Annotated in this window: 11 protein-coding genes; 6 read left to right on the forward strand and 5 right to left on the reverse strand. The window is 66.6% G+C overall.

The window, feature by feature from the left end:
* Positions 1 to 130: 130 nt before the first annotated feature.
* The 5 genes from epmA (at position 131) to OZ10_RS13195 (ending at position 9,322) form a co-directional block, all read left to right on the forward strand.
* Positions 131 to 1,093 (forward strand): EF-P lysine aminoacylase EpmA, encoded by a 963-nt coding sequence (epmA, locus tag OZ10_RS13170; RefSeq protein WP_039565333.1) that lies wholly within the window; start codon positions 131 to 133, stop codon positions 1,091 to 1,093.
* Between the two features lie 355 nt (positions 1,094 to 1,448).
* Positions 1,449 to 2,135, forward strand: a complete 687-nt coding sequence (locus tag OZ10_RS13175) for a DUF3011 domain-containing protein (RefSeq protein WP_039411479.1) — start codon at positions 1,449 to 1,451, stop codon at positions 2,133 to 2,135.
* Between the two features lie 521 nt (positions 2,136 to 2,656).
* Positions 2,657 to 3,721, forward strand: a complete 1,065-nt coding sequence (gene mtnA, locus OZ10_RS13180; RefSeq protein WP_039565335.1) for an S-methyl-5-thioribose-1-phosphate isomerase — start codon at positions 2,657 to 2,659, stop codon at positions 3,719 to 3,721.
* Between the two features lie 209 nt (positions 3,722 to 3,930).
* The gene (gene gyrA / locus OZ10_RS13185) at positions 3,931 to 6,633 is read left to right on the forward strand and encodes a DNA gyrase subunit A (protein ID WP_039411484.1); all 2,703 of its coding nucleotides are present in this window, start codon (positions 3,931 to 3,933) and stop codon (positions 6,631 to 6,633) included.
* Positions 6,634 to 6,847: 214 nt separating this feature from the next.
* Positions 6,848 to 9,322: a membrane-bound PQQ-dependent dehydrogenase, glucose/quinate/shikimate family gene (locus OZ10_RS13195; protein WP_039565337.1), complete on the forward strand. Its 2,475-nt coding sequence runs from the start codon at positions 6,848 to 6,850 to the stop codon at positions 9,320 to 9,322.
* A 339-nt stretch (positions 9,323 to 9,661) separates the two neighbouring features.
* On the opposite strand, the gene OZ10_RS22225 is transcribed toward OZ10_RS13195, so the two are convergent.
* The 5 genes from OZ10_RS22225 to hutI form a co-directional block, all read right to left on the reverse strand.
* Positions 9,662 to 10,390: a hypothetical protein gene (locus OZ10_RS22225; protein ID WP_039415713.1), complete on the reverse strand. Its 729-nt coding sequence runs from the start codon at positions 10,388 to 10,390 to the stop codon at positions 9,662 to 9,664.
* A 244-nt stretch (positions 10,391 to 10,634) separates the two neighbouring features.
* The gene (gene hutU / locus OZ10_RS13205) at positions 10,635 to 12,314 is read right to left on the reverse strand and encodes a urocanate hydratase (RefSeq protein WP_039412666.1); all 1,680 of its coding nucleotides are present in this window, start codon (positions 12,312 to 12,314) and stop codon (positions 10,635 to 10,637) included.
* 16 nt (positions 12,315 to 12,330) lie between these two features.
* Positions 12,331 to 13,188: an N-formylglutamate deformylase gene (gene hutG, locus OZ10_RS13210; RefSeq protein ID WP_039412662.1), complete on the reverse strand. Its 858-nt coding sequence runs from the start codon at positions 13,186 to 13,188 to the stop codon at positions 12,331 to 12,333.
* Positions 13,189 to 13,372: 184 nt separating this feature from the next.
* Entirely contained in the window at positions 13,373 to 14,914 is a 1,542-nt protein-coding gene (hutH, locus tag OZ10_RS13215) for a histidine ammonia-lyase (RefSeq protein ID WP_039412659.1), read from the reverse strand.
* Between the two features lie 15 nt (positions 14,915 to 14,929).
* Positions 14,930 to 16,135 carry an imidazolonepropionase gene (gene hutI / locus OZ10_RS13220; protein WP_039412656.1) on the reverse strand — a complete coding sequence of 402 codons (1,206 nt, stop codon included), beginning with the start codon at positions 16,133 to 16,135 and terminating at the stop codon, positions 14,930 to 14,932.
* A 60-nt stretch (positions 16,136 to 16,195) separates the two neighbouring features.
* Between hutI and hutF the strand changes: the two genes are divergently transcribed.
* The coding region (gene hutF / locus OZ10_RS13225; RefSeq protein ID WP_039565338.1) for a formimidoylglutamate deiminase at positions 16,196 to 17,195 on the forward strand (1,000 nt) is incomplete at its 3' end.

Genomic DNA, 17,195 nt, shown 5'->3' on the forward strand with positions numbered 1-17,195 from the left:
CCAAGAAGACTGCGTTCCTGGTGGCCGGCGAAGAAGCCGGCTCCAAGCTCGACAAGGCGCAATCGCTGGGCGTGGAGATCTGGGACGAAGCACGGCTGCTGGCCTTCCTGGGCGAACACGGGCAGCAGCCGTGACGGCAGCGCGACTGGATTTGGCTGCGCTGCAACTGCGCGCGCAGCTCAACGCGGCGATTCGTGCGTTTTTTGCCGAGCGCGGCGTGCTGGAAGTGGAAACGCCGGTGCTTTCGCAGGCAGGCAATACCGAGCCGAACATCGAGAGTTTCAGCACCCGCTTCAGCGGGCACGTGGATGCCGGCCCGCCCGTGCGCTGGTTGCGCACCTCGCCGGAATACCCGCTCAAGCGCCTGCTCGCCGCCGGCCTGGGCGATTGCTACGAGCTGGGGCGTGTGTTTCGCAATGGCGAGGCCGGCGGCCGGCACAACCCGGAATTCAGCATGCTCGAGTGGTACCGGGTGGGCTGGGACGACCGCGCGCTGGCGCAGGAAACCGTTGCGCTGGTGCAGCGGGCACTTGCGTTGGTCGGGCGCTCGGCTGCGGTGCAGGTGCTCAGCTACCGCGAGCTGTTCGTGCAGCGGCTGGGCATCGACCCGCTGCTGGCGCCGGAAGAGGCGTTGCGTGCGCCGCTGCACGACATCGCCATTGACCCGCAGGGGCTCACGCGCGATGACTGGCTGGACCTGCTGATGACCCATCGCCTGCAGCCGGGGTTTTCCGGCGACACGCTCACCGTGGTGCACGACTGGCCGGCCAGCCAATGCGCGCTGGCGCGGATCCGCCACGACAACCCGCCGGTGGCCGAACGGTTCGAGCTGTATCTGGGCGCCTACGAGGTCGCCAACGGCTACCACGAGTTGAACGACCCGCAGGAGCAGCGCGCGCGTTTCCTGCGCGACAACGCGCGGCGCGCGGCGCGCGGTTTGCCGCAGCTGCCGCTGGACGAGGAGCTGCTTGCGGTGTTGTCGCAGTTGCCGGACTGCGCGGGAGTGGCGGTGGGCGTGGACCGTTTGCTGATGGCCTTGCGCGGCACCGCGCAGATCGCCGACGTGCTGGCCTTCGAGTTCGCGCGTGCCTGAAGACGCGGGGCGGCCGGCGTCGCGCTGGATCGCACCACGCAGATTGCCGACGTGCTGGCGTCCGAGTTTGCGCGCCTGAGCCTTGGCGCGGCGGGCCTCGCGCTGGACCGCCAGGGCGTTCCCGGACGCAGATGCTTTGCCGCAGCTTGCTGCGCACCAGACCGGCGCGGCGCATGACAAACGTGGCGGATCCGTAAACGACACCGCTCCGCGCGTATCGCGCGACAGTGCGCGTGCACCGCTTCTGCCATGCCGCTGTCACCTGCGCCGTATTGCTATCTTCACATCGATGATGCTCTCATCTTCACGTCCACGGGGGCGCGACGTAGATCGTTTCGGGGTGAGGATTGTTGGCATGAAGTGGCTGATCAGCTTATGCGGTTTGTGGTGCCTGCCGCTGCTGATGCTCGCCGATGCGCGCGCCTCCGAGCGTGCGGCTGGTGTGGTGCGCTGCGAGTCCAAGGACATGGCACGCGTGCATTGCGCGATGAACATTGCCAATGGTGTTCAGCTGGTGCGCCAGCTCTCCGAGACCAGCTGTATCCGCGGCAGCGAATGGGACGTCGAAGACGATGGCGTGTGGGTCGAACAGGGCTGCCGCGCCGAATTCGCGTCGTCCCGCGTGCAGACCGCAACGGTGATGCGCCGTGTGGTGCGCTGCGATTCCAATGGCGGCAAGGTGGCGTGCCCGGTGGTGTTGCGTGGCGCGCCGGTGCGGCTGCTGCGGCAGCGTTCGATGTGGCCGTGCAAGGAAGGCCGTACCTGGGGCGTTCGCCGTAACGAGATATGGGTGTCGCGTGGGTGCGATGGCGAGTTCGAAGTGGGTGCCGAAGACGGTTCCGGCTTCGTGACGGTGCCGCGCATGGTCACCTGCGAATCCAAGAAGAGCGCGCGCCGCACCTGCGGGGTGTCGGTGGAGCGTGCGGTACGGCTGGGCCGGCAGATGTCCAGGACGCCCTGCGTGGAAGGCCAGACCTGGGGCTGGAGCCGCGACGGTGTCTGGGTGAACGACGGTTGCCGCGCCGAGTTCATCGTCGACTGAGCGGTTATCAGGACTGCTGCGCGACTACGTATCGGTCTAGTGCTGGCTGGAGGATTTAGGTCTTCGCCACGCGGCGGCTGCCCTGTGGTCTGGCTGCCGGGCCCTTGTACGCCGACCGTCGCGGGATACGCTGCAAGTACGTCATGGCTCGCTACGGACAGACCAGGCGCAGAGCGGATCATCTGCACCTTTGCTGCAGGGCCCTTGCCCGCCCACCATCGCAGGAGACGCTGCAAGTACGTCCATGTAGCTTCGTGGCGGCATCCATGCCGCCAAGGGTCCCGCGACGGTGGGCAGGCAAGCACCAGTCAAGTTGGTCGGTGCGCAGGGTTTTCGATCAGCAACGGCAAGCTGCGCGCGCGGCATTTCGTTTTCGGCAAGACCGCCAGCCAACCGTCTGGGGTGAGGGCACCGCGATCTCGACCAACCGGGCGGTTGCGCCCGATACATTGCTGCGCACGGCCTGCGATCTGGGCGACGCCTCCACTGACTGCACCGCCCCTGCGCCTTACAATGGACGCATGAACGACAGCGCCCATATCGATTACGCCCGCTACGACCACATCCGGCCGCTACTGTGGACCGGCGATGCCCTGGAATTGCTCGACCAACGCAAGCTGCCCTTCGTGGTGGAGCATGTGCGTTGCGACACCAGCGACGCGGTGGCCGAAGCGATCCATTCGCTGGCCGTGCGCGGTGCGCCGGCGATCGGCATTGCGGCCGGGTGGGGCGTGGTGCTGGCCGCGCGCGACATCGACGCCGATGACGGCAGCGCCGCGCTGCAGAAGCTCGAACCGGCGCTGCTGCGGCTCAATGCGGCACGCCCGACCGCGGTCAACCTGGCCTGGGCGCTGATGCGCATGCGCCGGGTGTTGGGCGCGGCCGGCGCGGACTGGCGCGAGGTGATCGCGCGCGAGGCGCAGGCGATTGCGGATGAGGATCTGGCCGCCAACCGCCATATGGGTGCGCTCGGCGCCGACCTGATCGCCCCCGGCAGCGGCGTGCTGACCCACTGCAATACCGGCTCGCTGGCCACTGCCGGCTTCGGCACGGCGCTGGGCGTGATTCGCGCCGGCATGGCGCAGCAGCGCATCGCCAAGGTATTTGCCGGCGAAACCCGGCCCTGGCTGCAGGGCGCGCGCCTGACCGTGTGGGAGCTGCAGCAGGACGGCATCGACGCCACCCTCATCGCCGATTCGGCGGCCTCGCATCTGATGAAGTCCGGCCTGGTGCAGTGGGTGATCGTCGGCGCCGATCGCATCTGCGCCAATGGCGATACCGCCAACAAGATCGGCACCTATCAGCTGGCCATTGCCGCGCGCCACCACGGGGTCAAGTTCATGGTGGTGGCGCCATCGTCGACCGTGGACATGGCCACCGCCAGTGGCGACCAGATCGAGATCGAGCAGCGCGACCCGGGCGAATTGTTCGGTGTGGGCGGGGTGCGCACGGTGGCCGACGGCATCCATGCCTGGAACCCGGTGTTTGATGTCACCCCCGGCAGCCTGATCGATGCCATCGTCACCGAGCGCGGAGTGATCGTGCAGCCGGACCTGGCGCGGATGCAGGCAGCCTTCGGCGCCTGAGCCCGGCGCGGCGCACCCGCGCCGCAAACGTCCGGCAAAGTCCTGCAAGTGCTTGTTTCTGGCTGGTAAACCGGAGGCATCGGGCTGCCCCTTCGTGGTACAATCCGGGGCTTGAATCGATCGGCGGGAGCGTGGGGTCGGCAGCCTGTGACTAAGGCGCCCCCGACGCGGCTTTCCGGCTCGCCCGCCACCTCACTTACGGAACCCGAATGGCAGAAACCGCCAAGGAAATCATCCAGGTCAATCTGGAAGACGAGATGCGCAAGAGCTATCTCGATTACGCGATGAGCGTGATCGTGGGCCGTGCACTCCCCGATGCCCGTGATGGCCTCAAGCCTGTGCACCGTCGCGTGTTGTTCGCGATGCACGAGCTGGGCGCCCATAGCAACAAGGCCTACTTCAAGTCGGCGCGTATCGTCGGCGACGTCATCGGTAAGTACCACCCGCACGGCGACCAGTCGGTGTACGACACGCTGGTACGCATGGCGCAGCCGTTTTCGCTGCGCTACATGATGGTGGACGGCCAGGGTAACTTCGGTTCGGTCGACGGCGACTCTGCTGCGGCGATGCGTTACACCGAGTCGCGCATGTCGCGGCTGGCGCATGAGCTGATGGCGGACATCGACAAGGAAACCGTCGATTTCCAGCCCAATTACGACGAAAAGGAACTGGAACCGACGGTCATGCCGACCCGGTTCCCGAGCCTGCTGGTCAACGGTTCGGCCGGTATCGCGGTGGGCATGGCCACCAACATCCCGCCGCATAACCTGACCGAGGCGATCAACGCCTGCATCGCGCTGATCGACACCCCGGAGCTGGATGTCGAAGGCCTGATGGAATACATCCCGGGCCCGGATTTCCCCACCGCCGGCATCATCAACGGCACCGCCGGCATCGCCGCCGGTTATCGCACCGGCCGTGGCCGCGTGCGCATTCGTGCCAAGGCCGATGTGGAAGTGGCCGACAACGGCCGCGAGGCGATCGTCGTCACCGAGATCCCGTACCAGGTGAACAAGGCGCGGTTGATCGAGAAGATCGCCGAGCTGGTCAAGGAAAAGAAGCTCGAAGGCATCAGCGAGCTGCGCGATGAGTCCGACAAGGACGGCATGCGCATCTACATCGAGATCAAGCGCGGCGAGTCGGCCGAGGTTGTGCTCAACAACCTTTACCAGCAGACCCAGATGGAGTCGGTGTTCGGCATCAACATGGTGGCGCTGATCGACGGCCGCCCGCAGTTGATGAACCTCAAGCAGATGCTGGAGGCGTTCATCCGCCACCGCCGCGAGGTCGTCACCCGCCGCACCATCTTTGAGTTGCGCAAGGCGCGTGCACGTGCGCACGTGCTAGAAGGCCTGACCGTTGCGTTGGCCAACATCGATGAAATGATCGAGTTGATCAAGACCTCGGCCAACCCGCAGGAAGCGCGCGAGCGCATGCTGGCCAAGACCTGGCAACCGGGTCTGGTGGGCGCGCTGCTGGGCGCAGCCGGTGCCGAAGCGTCCAAGCCGGAAGATCTGCCGCCGGGCGTGGGCCTGATCAAGGGCTTTTATCAGCTCAGTGAAGTGCAGGCTTCGCAGATCCTGGAAATGCGTCTGCATCGCCTGACCGGCCTGGAACAGGAAAAGCTGACCGACGAGTACAAGCAGTTGCTCGGCGTCATCGAAGGCCTGATCCGCATCCTGGAAAACCCGGATGTGCTGCTGCAGGTGATCCGCGACGAGCTGATCAATATCCGCGAAGAATATGGCGACGAACGCCGCACCGAAATCCGTCACAGCGAAGAAGATCTGGACATCCTCGATCTGATCGCGCCGGAAGACGTAGTGGTGACGCTGTCGCATGCCGGCTATGCCAAGCGCCAGCCGGTGAGCGCCTATCGTGCGCAGCGCCGTGGCGGCCGTGGCCGGTCCGCCGCAGCGACCAAGGAAGAAGATTTCATCGACCAGCTGTGGCTGGTTAATACGCACGACACGCTGCTGACCTTTACCAGCAGCGGCAAGGTGTTCTGGCTGCCGGTGCATCAGCTGCCGGAAGCCGGCTCCAATGCGCGTGGCCGCCCGATCATCAACTGGATTCCGCTGGAATCCGGCGAGCGCGTGCAGGCGGTGCTGCCGGTGCGCGAATACGCCGACAACCGCTATGTGTTCTTTGCTACCCGCAACGGTACGGTCAAGAAGACGCCGCTGAGCGAATTCGCCTTCCGTCTGGCGCGCGGCAAGATCGCGATCAATCTGGATGAAGGCGATGCGCTGGTCGGCGTGGCCTTGACCGATGGCGACCGCGACGTGTTGCTGTTCGCCTCCAATGGCAAGACCGTGCGCTTTGGCGAATCCACCGTGCGTTCGATGGGCCGTACCGCCACCGGTGTGCGCGGTATCCGCCTGACCAAGGGCGAGGAAGTGGTCAGCCTGATCGTGGCCGAGCGTGCCGGCGGTGTCGAAGAGGAGATCGAAGGCGACGAGGTCGATGACGTGGTGGAAGCCGCCGATGGCGGCGAGCCTGCCGTGATCGAGGTCGCCGACGATGGCAATGTGGCCTACATCCTGACCGCCACCGAGAACGGCTACGGCAAGCGCACCCCGCTGGCCGAATATCCGCGCAAGGGGCGTGGCACCCAGGGCGTGATCGGCATCCAGACCACCGAACGCAACGGCAAGCTGGTGCGTGCAGTGCTGCTGGGCGCCACCGACGAAGTGTTGCTGATTTCCGATGGCGGCACGCTGGTGCGCACACGCGGTTCGGAAATCTCGCGCGTGGGCCGCAACACCCAGGGCGTGACGCTGATCCGGCTGTCCAAGGGCGAAAAGCTGCAGGCGGTCGAACGCCTGGATGCATCGCTGGATGAAGTGGACGATACGGTGGAAGAGGCGGCTGCGCAGGTCACCGTAGTGCCGCCGGCAACCGAAGAATGATCGGTTGATCGAGCAGCGGCATTGCTGCAGCTGACCGAAAACGCCGGCGGAAGCCGGCGTTTTTTATGCCCGTCATTGTTGCAGGCCATGACATCTGCAACGCAGTGTCCTCGACCGATTGCCGCGAAAAAGGCGGTTCTTTCACCCGCACGCGCCGAAGGTGGTTGGCGGTGCGGCGGCGTTGCGTTGCCGCTGAGTCGAAGAGGAACAACTGATGACGATTCTGGATCGTCCTTCCGGTCGCGGCCATTGGGCGCTGGCGATATTGGGGGGTGTGATTGCCGTGCTGGGTGCAGTACTGCTGGCCGGTGGCGTGTGGTTGGCTGCGCTGGGTGGCTCCTGGTATTACCTGCCGGCCGGTGCGGCAATGGTGATTGCCGGCGTCTTGCTGGTGCGGGGCCGCAATGCGGGCGCATGGTGGTTTGCTGCGGTGGTGGTGGGTTCGCTGCTGTGGACATGGTGGGAATCGGGCAGCGATTACTGGCGCTGGGTGCCGCGCCTGGGTTTGATCGTCGGCCTGGCATTCGTGCTTGCGCTGCTACTCCCGAAATTGCAACGCCCGGTGTCGCGCGCGGTCTCGCGCAGCGTAGCGGGCGCGTTGGCGGCAGTGTTTGTGGTCGCCTTCGTGCTGGCCTTCGTGCCGCACGGCGTCACCGAAGCCGATGGCGCGCTGGCGCAGGCGGCCGGCACGGTGGGTGGTCTGCTCAGTCGCACTGCATCCGCCCCGGGTGCGGTATCTGGCGCACAGCCGGCGAATGCACCTGCCGACGGCGACTGGGCTGCCTACGGACGTAGCCAGGCCGGGCAACGTTACTCGCCGCTGCAGCAGATCAATCGCGACAATGTGGCGCAGTTGCAGCAGGCGTGGGTATTCCATACCGGCGATCTGCCGAGCAAGCGCTGGGGCGCGGAGACCACGCCGCTGAAGGTGGGCGACAGCCTGTACCTGTGCACCGCGCGCAACCAGGTGATCGCGCTGGATGCCGCCAGCGGCAAGCAGCGCTGGCGCTACGATCCCAAGGTCAAGGACGAGGCGATTCCGTACACGGCGGCATGCCGTGGGGTGTCGTATTACGAAGTGCCGGCAGCCGCCAACACTGCAGCCGCAACGGCAACGTCGCCGGCAGCGCTGTGCCGCACGCGCGTGATCGAAGGCACGCTGGACGGCCGCTTGATCGCGCTGGATGCACGCAGCGGAACGCCATGCCCGGACTTCGGCAGCAATGGGCAGGTCGATATCACCGTCGGCATGGGGCAGACGCCGCCGGGCTATGTGTCGATCAACTCGCCACCGGCCATCGTGCGCGGCGTGGTGGTCACCGGCCATCAGGTGCTCGACGGGCAGAAGCGTTACGAGCCGTCCGGTGTGATCGAGGGGTTCGACGCAGTGACCGGCAAGTTGCGTTGGGCCTGGGACATGACGCATCCGGACTGGAACATTGCACCGCCTCCGGGCCAGAGCTGGACGCGTGGCACACCCAATATGTGGACCACCGCCGCAGCCGATGAGCAGTTGGGTTATGTCTATCTGCCGATGGGCAATTCCACCGCCGATTACTGGAGCAGCTCGCGCACGCCACAGGAGAATCGCTACGCGACCTCGCTGGTGGCGCTGGATGTGACCACGGGCAAACCGGTGTGGAATTTCCAGACCACCCACATCGATGCCTGGGATTACGACCTGGGCTCGCAACCGAGCCTGATCGATTTCCCCAAGGACGGCGTCAACGTGCCGGCAGTCTTGCTGCCGAGCAAGCAGGGCGAGTTGTATGTGCTGGACCGGCGCACCGGCAAGCCGCTGGTGGGCGTGCAAGAACGTGCGGTGCCGGGCGGCGGCGTGGAGCCGCAGATGCGCGCCAAGACCCAGCCGTTTTCGCTGTATCACACGCTGCGCAAGCCGGATCTGACCGAGCGCGACATGTGGGGCATGACCCCGATCGACCAGCTGGTTTGTCGCATCCAGTTCCGCACCGCCAGCTACAAGGGCATCTATACGCCACCGGAAGCGGAGCGCCATTCGATCGAATACCCCGGATATAACGGCGGTTCGGATTGGGGCAGCGTGGCGGTCGATCCGCGGCGCGGCGTGATCGTGGCCAACTACAACGACATGCCCAATTACAACCTGCTGGTGCCGCGCGCCAAGGCCGACACGCTGGGCTGGGCACCGCGCGACGAGGTCCGTGGCGATGCCGGTGGCGCAGAAGGCGCGGGCGACCCGCAGGCAGGCACGCCGTATGCGATCAACGTCAATGCCGGTTGGCGGCTGCCGTTCACCAAATTACTGTGCAAGGAACCGCCGTACGGCGGCATCCGTGCCATCGATCTGGCCAGCGGCAAGACGCTGTGGGACCGCCCGTTCGGCAGTGCGCGCGGCAATGGCCCGTTCGGCATCCGCTCCGGCCTGCCGATCGAGATCGGTACGCCCAACAACGGCGGCGCGGTGGTGACGGCGGGTGGTTTGATCTTCATCGCCGCCGCCACCGACGACCTGATCCGCGCCATCGATCTGGCCACCGGCAAGGAGCTGTGGCATGCCAAGTTGCCAGCCGGCGGCCAGGCCAACCCGATGGTGTACGAATACGGTGGCCGCGAATATCTGGTCATCATGGCCGGCGGGCATCACTTCATGGAAACCCCGGCAGGCGATGCGTTGGTGGCCTACGCGCTACCGCAGCAGGCGCCATGATGCTGCGGGCGATCGAAGATAGCTGGTAGGCCGGCGATGACACGGCTACGTGGCTGCCGAGCCGCGCGGCCGGTGTCTGAAATCGGAATGCGCCGATGCATATATGGCGTGATCAGGCGCATGGCTGCCCGCAGCCACGTTCGTCTGTATCACTCGTCGGCCGCAAACAAAGAAAGCGCACCGCAAGCGGTGCGCTTTCTTGCAGGAAATCAAGGGGCTAAAACGCTTGATTCGCTCGATACGCCATCCTCGTGGATAGACATAACGCCACATCGGAATGCATCAGGCCGTACGCTCTTACGATTCCCGATTCCCGATTCCCGATTCCCGATTCCCGATTCACCCAACGTTCGCCGCCACCGCATCGTCCCGCACCGCATCGCGCATATCCTGCGCCAGCGTCGCCTTGACGATGATAGAGCGGATGGCATCGGTGGCTTCGGAGAGCGGTACATCGCTGCTCAGGCGCTGGAAGGTGTCACGGCTGTTGTAGCCGGAGCCGTCCTTCAAATAATGGTCGTACATCGACAGCAGATCCTGGCAGGCGGTGATCAAGGCGGCCACATTGCCGCGTACCAGCGCGTGGCCGATCTGATCGAAGCTGTGCAGGCAGTCCGCCAGCCAGTGCAGGTCGTAGCGCGCGGTGCTTGGCTCCGGCGCGCTATGGCCGCGGCTGTAGGCGCTGTAGCGACGCAGGCTGCGTGCCACGCGGGCGACATGCGCAAACAGGGTGCCGATCTCGTTGGCGATATCCAGCCGCTGCACCATCACCAGCGGGATCACCTCGGTGGCCGCGGCGTCCTGCTGCTCGGCTGCATTCTGCTCCTGCTGGTCCAGCGATTGCTTGAGCACAGCGTAGCTGCGTTGCAGCGATTCCAGCTCCAGTGCGCTGGCTGCCGCACGCGCCTTCAGCTGAGACAGCGCCGCCTGATAGCGGCCAAGACTGTCCTGGGTGCTGGCAAGCTGGCCAGACTCGGCGCGCAACTGGCGGCCGCGGACGAATGCCAGTGCCGTGGCGATCAGGGCCCAGAGTGCGAATGCAGGCACCAGGTAGATCAAGATGCCCATGGAGATTCCTCGAAACGTTGCATACCTTGTCGGCCAGGCAGCGGCGTTCTTGAGGGCAATCGTCGGGGGTGTGATGCGGTGGCCAGGCGTGAGGTCGGCGTTGCCCATGCGGAGCGCGTCCAGCCCCGCCCGCGGGGGGGGCGAGGGGCACTCGACGCCGGAGCGGCCCTAAGCTCCGCTGCGGCAAGGGCGGCGGCCCATGCCCGGCCGCTGACAATCAGTGGCTATCGAACGATCGCAGATCTCATTGACCTCTTTTGCCGGTAATCCCCGGCAAATCCAGTCCCTTTGCGTCTGCGCAATCCCGGGCAATCGCATAACCGGCGTCGGCGTGCCGCATCACGCCGGTGGCGGGGTCGTTCCAGAGCACGCGCTCCAGGCGCTTGTCGGCTGACTCGCTGCCGTCGCAGACGATGACCATGCCGGCATGCTGCGAAAAGCCCATGCCGACGCCGCCGCCATGGTGCAGCGACACCCAGGTGGCGCCGCTGGCAGTGTTGAGCAGGGCATTGAGCAAGGGCCAGTCGGACACGGCATCGGAGCCGTCGGTCATCGCTTCGGTTTCGCGGTTGGGCGAGGCCACGCTGCCCGAATCCAGATGGTCGCGGCCGATCACCACCGGCGCCTTGAGCTCGCCACTGCGCACCATCGCATTGAAGGCCAGGCCCAGCCGATGGCGGTCGCCCAGCCCGACCCAGCAGATGCGCGCAGGCAAGCCCTGGAAGGCGATCTTGTCGGCCGCCATGTCCAGCCAGCGATGCAGGTGCGCATCGTCGGGGATGAGTTCCTTGACCTTGGCATCGGTCCTGGCGATGTCTTCCGGGTCGCCCGACAGCGCGACCCAGCGGAACGGGCCGATGCCGCGACAGAACAGCGGGCGGATGTAGGCGGGGACGAAGCCGGGGAAGTCGAATGCATCGTCGACCCCTTGTTCTAGCGCCATCTGGCGCAGGTTGTTGCCGTAATCCACGGTGGGTACGCCGAGCGCGTGGAAGGTGAGCATGGCGCGGATGTGGTTGGCCATCGTCTCGCGCGCGGCGGCTTCCACCTCCTTCGGTGCGCTCACGCGCTTCGCGTCCCACGCTTCCACGCTCCAGCCTTGCGGCAGGTAGCCGTTGACCGGGTCGTGTGCGGAGGTCTGGTCGGTCAGCAGGTCCGGCTTGATCCCGCGCAGCAGCAGTTCGTCCAGGACGTCGGCGACATTGCCGAGCAGGCCGACCGACAGCGGCGTCTTCGCGGTGCACGATTGCTCGATCAGGCGCAGCGCTTCGTCCAGCGAGTCGGTCCAGGTGTCCAGGTATCCGGTGCGCAAGCGCATGTCGATGCTAGAACGGCGGCATTCCACGGCCAGGCAGGACGCGCCGGCCATCACCGCAGCCAGCGGTTGCGCGCCGCCCATGCCGCCCAGCCCGCCGGTGAACAGCCACTTGCCGGCCAGGCTGCCGCCGTAGTGCTGGCGGCCCATTTCCACGAAGGTTTCGTAGGTGCCTTGCACGATGCCCTGCGCGCCGATGTAGATCCAGCTGCCGGCGGTCATCTGCCCGTACATCGCCAGGCCTTTTTGATCCAGCGCGTTGAAGTGGTCCCAATTGGCCCAGCGCGGTACCAGATTGGAGTTGGCGATCAGCACGCGCGGCGCATCGGCGTGGGTGCGGAACACGCCGACCGGTTTGCCCGATTGCACCAGCAGGGTTTGATCATCTTCCAGTCGCGTGAGCGCAGCCACGATCGCATCGAAGGATTCCCAGTCGCGCGCGGCGCGGCCGATGCCGCCGTATACCACCAGTTCCTGCGGGCGCTCGGCCACGTCCGGGTCCAGGTTGTTCATCAGCATGCGCAGCGGCGCTTCGGTGAGCCAGCTCCTGGCGGTGAGCGTGGTGCCGGTGGCAGCGCGGATGACGCGGGTAGCATCGTGACGGGTCATACCGGGTTCCTTGCAATCAACGGTGGGCCGCGTGCGGCGTGGTGTCGGTTCGGGGTGCGTTGGCGAATGCCAGACAGGCCAGCAGCACGTGCCGCAACACCGCGCGCAGGGCAGCGGCATGCACCGGCTGCCACGGAGTGGGCCAGTTGTCCGGGGTGATGGTGTCGGGTTCGCGCATGTAGCCGCGGCAGGCCAGCTCCATCTGCAGGGCGTGCACGCCTTGGTCGGGTTGCCCGTAATGGCGGGTGATCCAGCCGCCCTTGAAACGCCCGTTGCGTACCGTACTGGAGCCGCTGCTGCGGCACAGTTGCTCCACCGCGTCGGCCAGCGCCGGGTCGCAGCTGCGGTCGTCGTTGCTGCCGATGTTGAACTGCGGCAGTTCGCCGTCGAACAGGTGCGGGATGAAGGAGCGAATCGAATGCGCGTCGTACACCACGATGCTTGCGTGCTGCTGGCGCAGGCGCGCAATCTCGTCGGCCAGCGCGGCGTGGTACGGGTCGAACCAGCGGGTGCGGCGCAGATCGATCTGTGCCTGATCCGGCGCCTGGCCTTCGGCATAGAGCGGTTGATTGTCGAAGGTGGTCAGCGGACACAGGCCGGTGGTGTTCTGGCCCGGATACAATGAAACGCCGCTGGGGTCGCGATTGACGTCGATCACCGAGCGGCTGATCGTGGTGCGCACCGTGGTGGCGCCCAGCGACTGCGCAAAATCGTAGAGCTGATGCACCCACCAGTCTGCATCGCGGCGCGCCAGCCACGGCGAGGCGAACTGGCTGGCAACCAGATCGGGTAACTCGGTTCCGGTGTGCGGGAAACTGATCAGCAAGGGGGCGTTGCCGCGGTGGATCTCCAGCCAGTCGGGCAGGGCACTCATCGTTGCGCTCCGGTGATGCGCGCAGCGGCGAGCGAGTGCGGCCGGTGGCAGCAATCAGTGGCACGCAGGCCGGCTTCGCGCTGGACGCAGCAGGCAAACGCAGTGCCCGCAGATCCTGCGCATGCGCGCGTGGCTGCATCGCATGGCAGCGGAATGCTGCACAGGCGAGCTGCAACGCGCCGCATCATGCCTGCGGCTCCACACCCGGCAACGCAATCGCCACCGCCCCGGCCAGGGCGCCCGACCGCACCAGTGCGCTGGCGGCCAGCATGTCCGGGTGGAAGTAGCGATCGTCCTGCAACGTGGGCACCTGCGCCCGCAGCAATGCGCGTGCCGCTTCCAGTGCGTCACTGGAGCGCAGCGGCGCATGGAAGTCGCAGCCTTGCACCGCCGCCAGCAGCTCGATGCCGATCACGTGCGCGGCGTTTTCCGCCATGACCAGCAGACGGCGCGCACCGTGCGCGGCCATCGACACATGATCTTCCTGGTTGGCGGAGGTTGGAATCGAATCCACGCTGGCCGGGTAGGCGCGCTGCTTGTTCTCCGACACCAGGGCCGCGGCGGTGACCTGCGGAATCATGAAGCCGGAGTTCAAACCCGGGCGCGGGGTGAGAAACGCCGGCAGACCGGACAAGGCCGGATCGACCAGCATCGCGGTGCGGCGTTCGCTGATCGAGCCGATCTCGCACACCGCCATCGCCAGCATGTCGGCGGCAAAGGCCACCGGCTCGGCATGGAAGTTGCCGCCCGACAGCGCCTCGCCGGTGTCGCTGAACACCAACGGATTATCGGACACGCCGTTGGCTTCGATTTCCAGCGTGCGCGCGGCCTGCCGCATGATGTCCAGCGCTGCCCCCATCACCTGCGGCTGGCAGCGCAGGCAATACGGGTCCTGCACGCGCACATCGCCGAGCCGGTGCGATTCGCGGATCGCCGAATCGGCCATCAGTGCGCGCAATGCCGCGGCGGTCGCGATCTGCCCCGGCTGCCCGCGCAATGCATGGATACGCGCATCGAACGGCGTATCCGAGCCCTTGGCCGCTTCCACCGACAACGCGCCGGTCACCAGCGCGGCGTGCAGCACGGTTTCGATTTCGAACAGGCCAGCCAGCGCGCAGGCGGTGGAGAATTGCGTACCGTTGAGCAGCGCCAGGCCTTCCTTTGCGCCAAGCACGCGCGGTTGCAGTTGCGCGTGTGCAAGCGCGTCGGCAGCAGGTAACCGTTGCCCGCCGACGAAGGCTTCGCCAACGCCGATCATCACTGCGGCCAGATGCGACAGCGGCGCCAGATCGCCGGACGCCCCGACCGACCCCTGGCACGGCACCACCGGAGTGATGCCCGCATGCAGCATCGCGTCCAGCAATGCCAGCGTGCCCGGTTGCACGCCGGACGCACCCTGCGCCAGGCTGGTGAGCTTGAGCGCCATCATCAGCCGCACCACCGGCACCGGCGTGGGCTCGCCGACGCCGGCTGCATGCGACAGCACGATATTGCGCTGCAGGGTCTGCAGGTCGTCGCGCTCGATGCGCACGCTGGCCAGCTTGCCGAAGCCGGTGTTGACGCCGTAGACCGGCTCGCCACGCGCGACGATGGCCTCCACCGTCTGTGCGCTGCGCAGCACCGCGGCCGCGCAGGCGTCGTCCATCCTCATCTCGGCGCCGCGATACAGCGCACGCCACTGCGCCAGCGTCACGTGGCCGGGTTGCAAGACAACAGAAGCACTCATGGCAACTCCAGTGAATCAGGTCGAATGCCCGCGCCAGACGCGGGCGTGAAGCGGGTTGAAGCCCATGCGATAGACCAGGTCGGCCGGCGCATCGATGTCCCAGATCGCCAGGTCGCAGTCCAGGCCGGCGCGCAACCGGCCCAGTCGCGCGCTGCGGCCGAGCGCACGCGCAGCCTCGCGGGTGAAGCCGGCGATGCATTCGTCCACCGTCATGCGGAACAACGTGGCCGCCATGTTCATCGCCAGCAGCGGGCTGGTCAGCGGCGAGGTGCCGGGGTTGCAGTCGGTGGCCAGGGCCAGTGGCACCCCCGCCGTGCGCAGGGCCTCGATCGGCGGCAACTGGGTATCGCGGGTGAAATAGAACGCACCGGGCAGCAGCACCGCCACGGTGCCGGCAGCGGCCATGGCCGCCACGCCATCCTGGTCCAGGTATTCGATGTGGTCGGCCGACAACGCCCCGTAGCGCGCGGCCAGCGCCGCACCGTGCTGGTTGCTCAATTGCTCGGCGTGGATCTTGATGCCCAGCCCGTGCGCCTGCGCGGCGATGAAGACCTGTTCGGCCTGGGCAGGCGTAAACGCCAGGTGCTCGCAGAACACGTCGACCGCTTCGGCCAGGCCATGCGCGGCAATCGCCGGAATCATCCGGGTGCAGACCGCATCGATGTAAGGCTGCGCAGCGCTGTCCGGCGGCACCGCATGCGCACCGAGAAAGGTCGGTACCACCTCGACCTGACGCAGGCTGGCGAGCGCGCGCGCCACGCGCAGTTGCTTGGTTTCATCCTCCAGCGTCAGCCCGTAGCCGGATTTGATTTCCAGCGTGGTCACCCCTTCGGAAAGCAGTGCATCCAGGCGCGGCAGGCTGGCAGCGAGCAGGGCGGCATCGTCGGCAGTGCGGGTGGCTCGCACGGTCGCCACGATGCCACCACCGGCTGTGGCGATGTCGGCGTAGCTGGCGCCGCGCAGACGTTGTTCGAATTCGTTGGCGCGGTTGCCGGCATACACCAGGTGCGTGTGGCAATCGATCAGGCCCGGGCTGATCCAGCGTCGTTGGCAGTCGTGCGTGGTGGCCGCCGCGAACCCCGGCGCCTGCGCGGCCGGGCCGGCATACACGATGCGGCCGTCCAGGCAGGCGACCACGCCATCGTCCACCGGACCCAGGCCGCCGCCTGGAGCATCCAGGGTCATCAGCTGCGCGTTGTGCCAGAGAACGTCGCAATGCATGGCGCAGGCTCGTGCTGTCTGATATGTATATACAATAAGTTCGTCAATCGAGGGTGTCCAGTGGCAGACCAGCCGGTACAAGCGCTGTGGGCAGCGCGGGCCCTGTTGCCAGGCGGCTGGGCCAGCGGTGTGCGCATCGGCCTGGCGCAGGGGCGCATCGTGTCGGTGCAGCCCGATACCGCGGTGGCTGCCACCGATATCCGTGCCGGGCCGCTGCTGCCCGGCCTGGGTAACCTGCACAGCCACGCCTTCCAGCGCGGCATGGCCGGCCTGACCGAAGTGGGAGGGCGTCGCGGTGACAGCTTCTGGAGCTGGCGCGAGCTGATGTACCGCTTTGTGGACCGGCTCGACCCGGACAGCCTGCAGGCGATCGCCGAGCAGGCGTATGTGGAGATGCTGGAAAGCGGCTTCACCCGCGTCGGCGAATTCCATTACCTGCACCACAGCCCCGGCGGCGCGCCTTACGCCCAAGCCGGCGAAATGTCCGCGCGCATCGTCGCTGCCGCTGCCAGTACCGGCATCGGGCTGAGCCTGCTGCCGGTGTTCTACGCGCACTCGGATTTTGGCGGCGCCGCACCCAGCGCGGCGCAGAAGCGCCTGATCCACGACATCGACGGCTTCGTGCGGCTGCTCGACGATTGCAGGCAAAGCCTCACTGCGCTGCCCGACGGCGTGCTCGGCCTGGCGCCGCACAGCCTGCGTGCGGTCACGCCGCACCAGCTGATGGCACTGCTGCCGCTGACCGACGGCCCGGTGCACATCCACATTGCCGAGCAGCAGCGTGAGGTCGATGCCTGCCTGGCCTGGTCGGGCCAGCGCCCGGTGGACTGGTTGCTGGCCAATGCGCCGGTGGACGCGCGCTGGTGCCTGGTGCATGCCACGCATGTCACCGGCAGTGAAGTGCAGGCCATTGCCGATCGCGGCGCGGTGGTCGGGCTATGCCCGATCACCGAGGCAAATCTGGGCGATGGGATCTTCCCGATGCAGTTGTTCGCCGCCGCGGGTGGCCGCTTCGGTGTGGGCTCCGATTCCAATGTGCTGATCGATGCCGCCGAGGAGC

Source organism: Xanthomonas cannabis pv. cannabis, assembly GCF_000802365.1.
GTDB classification, from domain to species: domain Bacteria; phylum Pseudomonadota; class Gammaproteobacteria; order Xanthomonadales; family Xanthomonadaceae; genus Xanthomonas; species Xanthomonas cannabis.

Excerpts from the sequence above, each read along its gene's own strand:
- OZ10_RS13175 (WP_039411479.1), top strand. The coding sequence starts at position 1,449 with ATGAAGTGGCTGATCAGCTTATGCGGTTTGTGGTGCCTGCCGCTGCTG.
- mtnA (WP_039565335.1), top strand. The coding sequence starts at position 2,657 with ATGAACGACAGCGCCCATATCGATTACGCCCGCTACGACCACATCCGG.
- gyrA (WP_039411484.1), top strand. The coding sequence starts at position 3,931 with ATGGCAGAAACCGCCAAGGAAATCATCCAGGTCAATCTGGAAGACGAG.
- OZ10_RS13195 (WP_039565337.1), top strand. The coding sequence starts at position 6,848 with ATGACGATTCTGGATCGTCCTTCCGGTCGCGGCCATTGGGCGCTGGCG.
- OZ10_RS22225 (WP_039415713.1), bottom strand. The coding sequence starts at position 10,390 with ATGGGCATCTTGATCTACCTGGTGCCTGCATTCGCACTCTGGGCCCTG.
- hutU (WP_039412666.1), bottom strand. The coding sequence starts at position 12,314 with ATGACCCGTCACGATGCTACCCGCGTCATCCGCGCTGCCACCGGCACC.
- hutG (WP_039412662.1), bottom strand. The coding sequence starts at position 13,188 with ATGAGTGCCCTGCCCGACTGGCTGGAGATCCACCGCGGCAACGCCCCC.
- hutH (WP_039412659.1), bottom strand. The coding sequence starts at position 14,914 with ATGAGTGCTTCTGTTGTCTTGCAACCCGGCCACGTGACGCTGGCGCAG.
- hutI (WP_039412656.1), bottom strand. The coding sequence starts at position 16,135 with ATGCATTGCGACGTTCTCTGGCACAACGCGCAGCTGATGACCCTGGAT.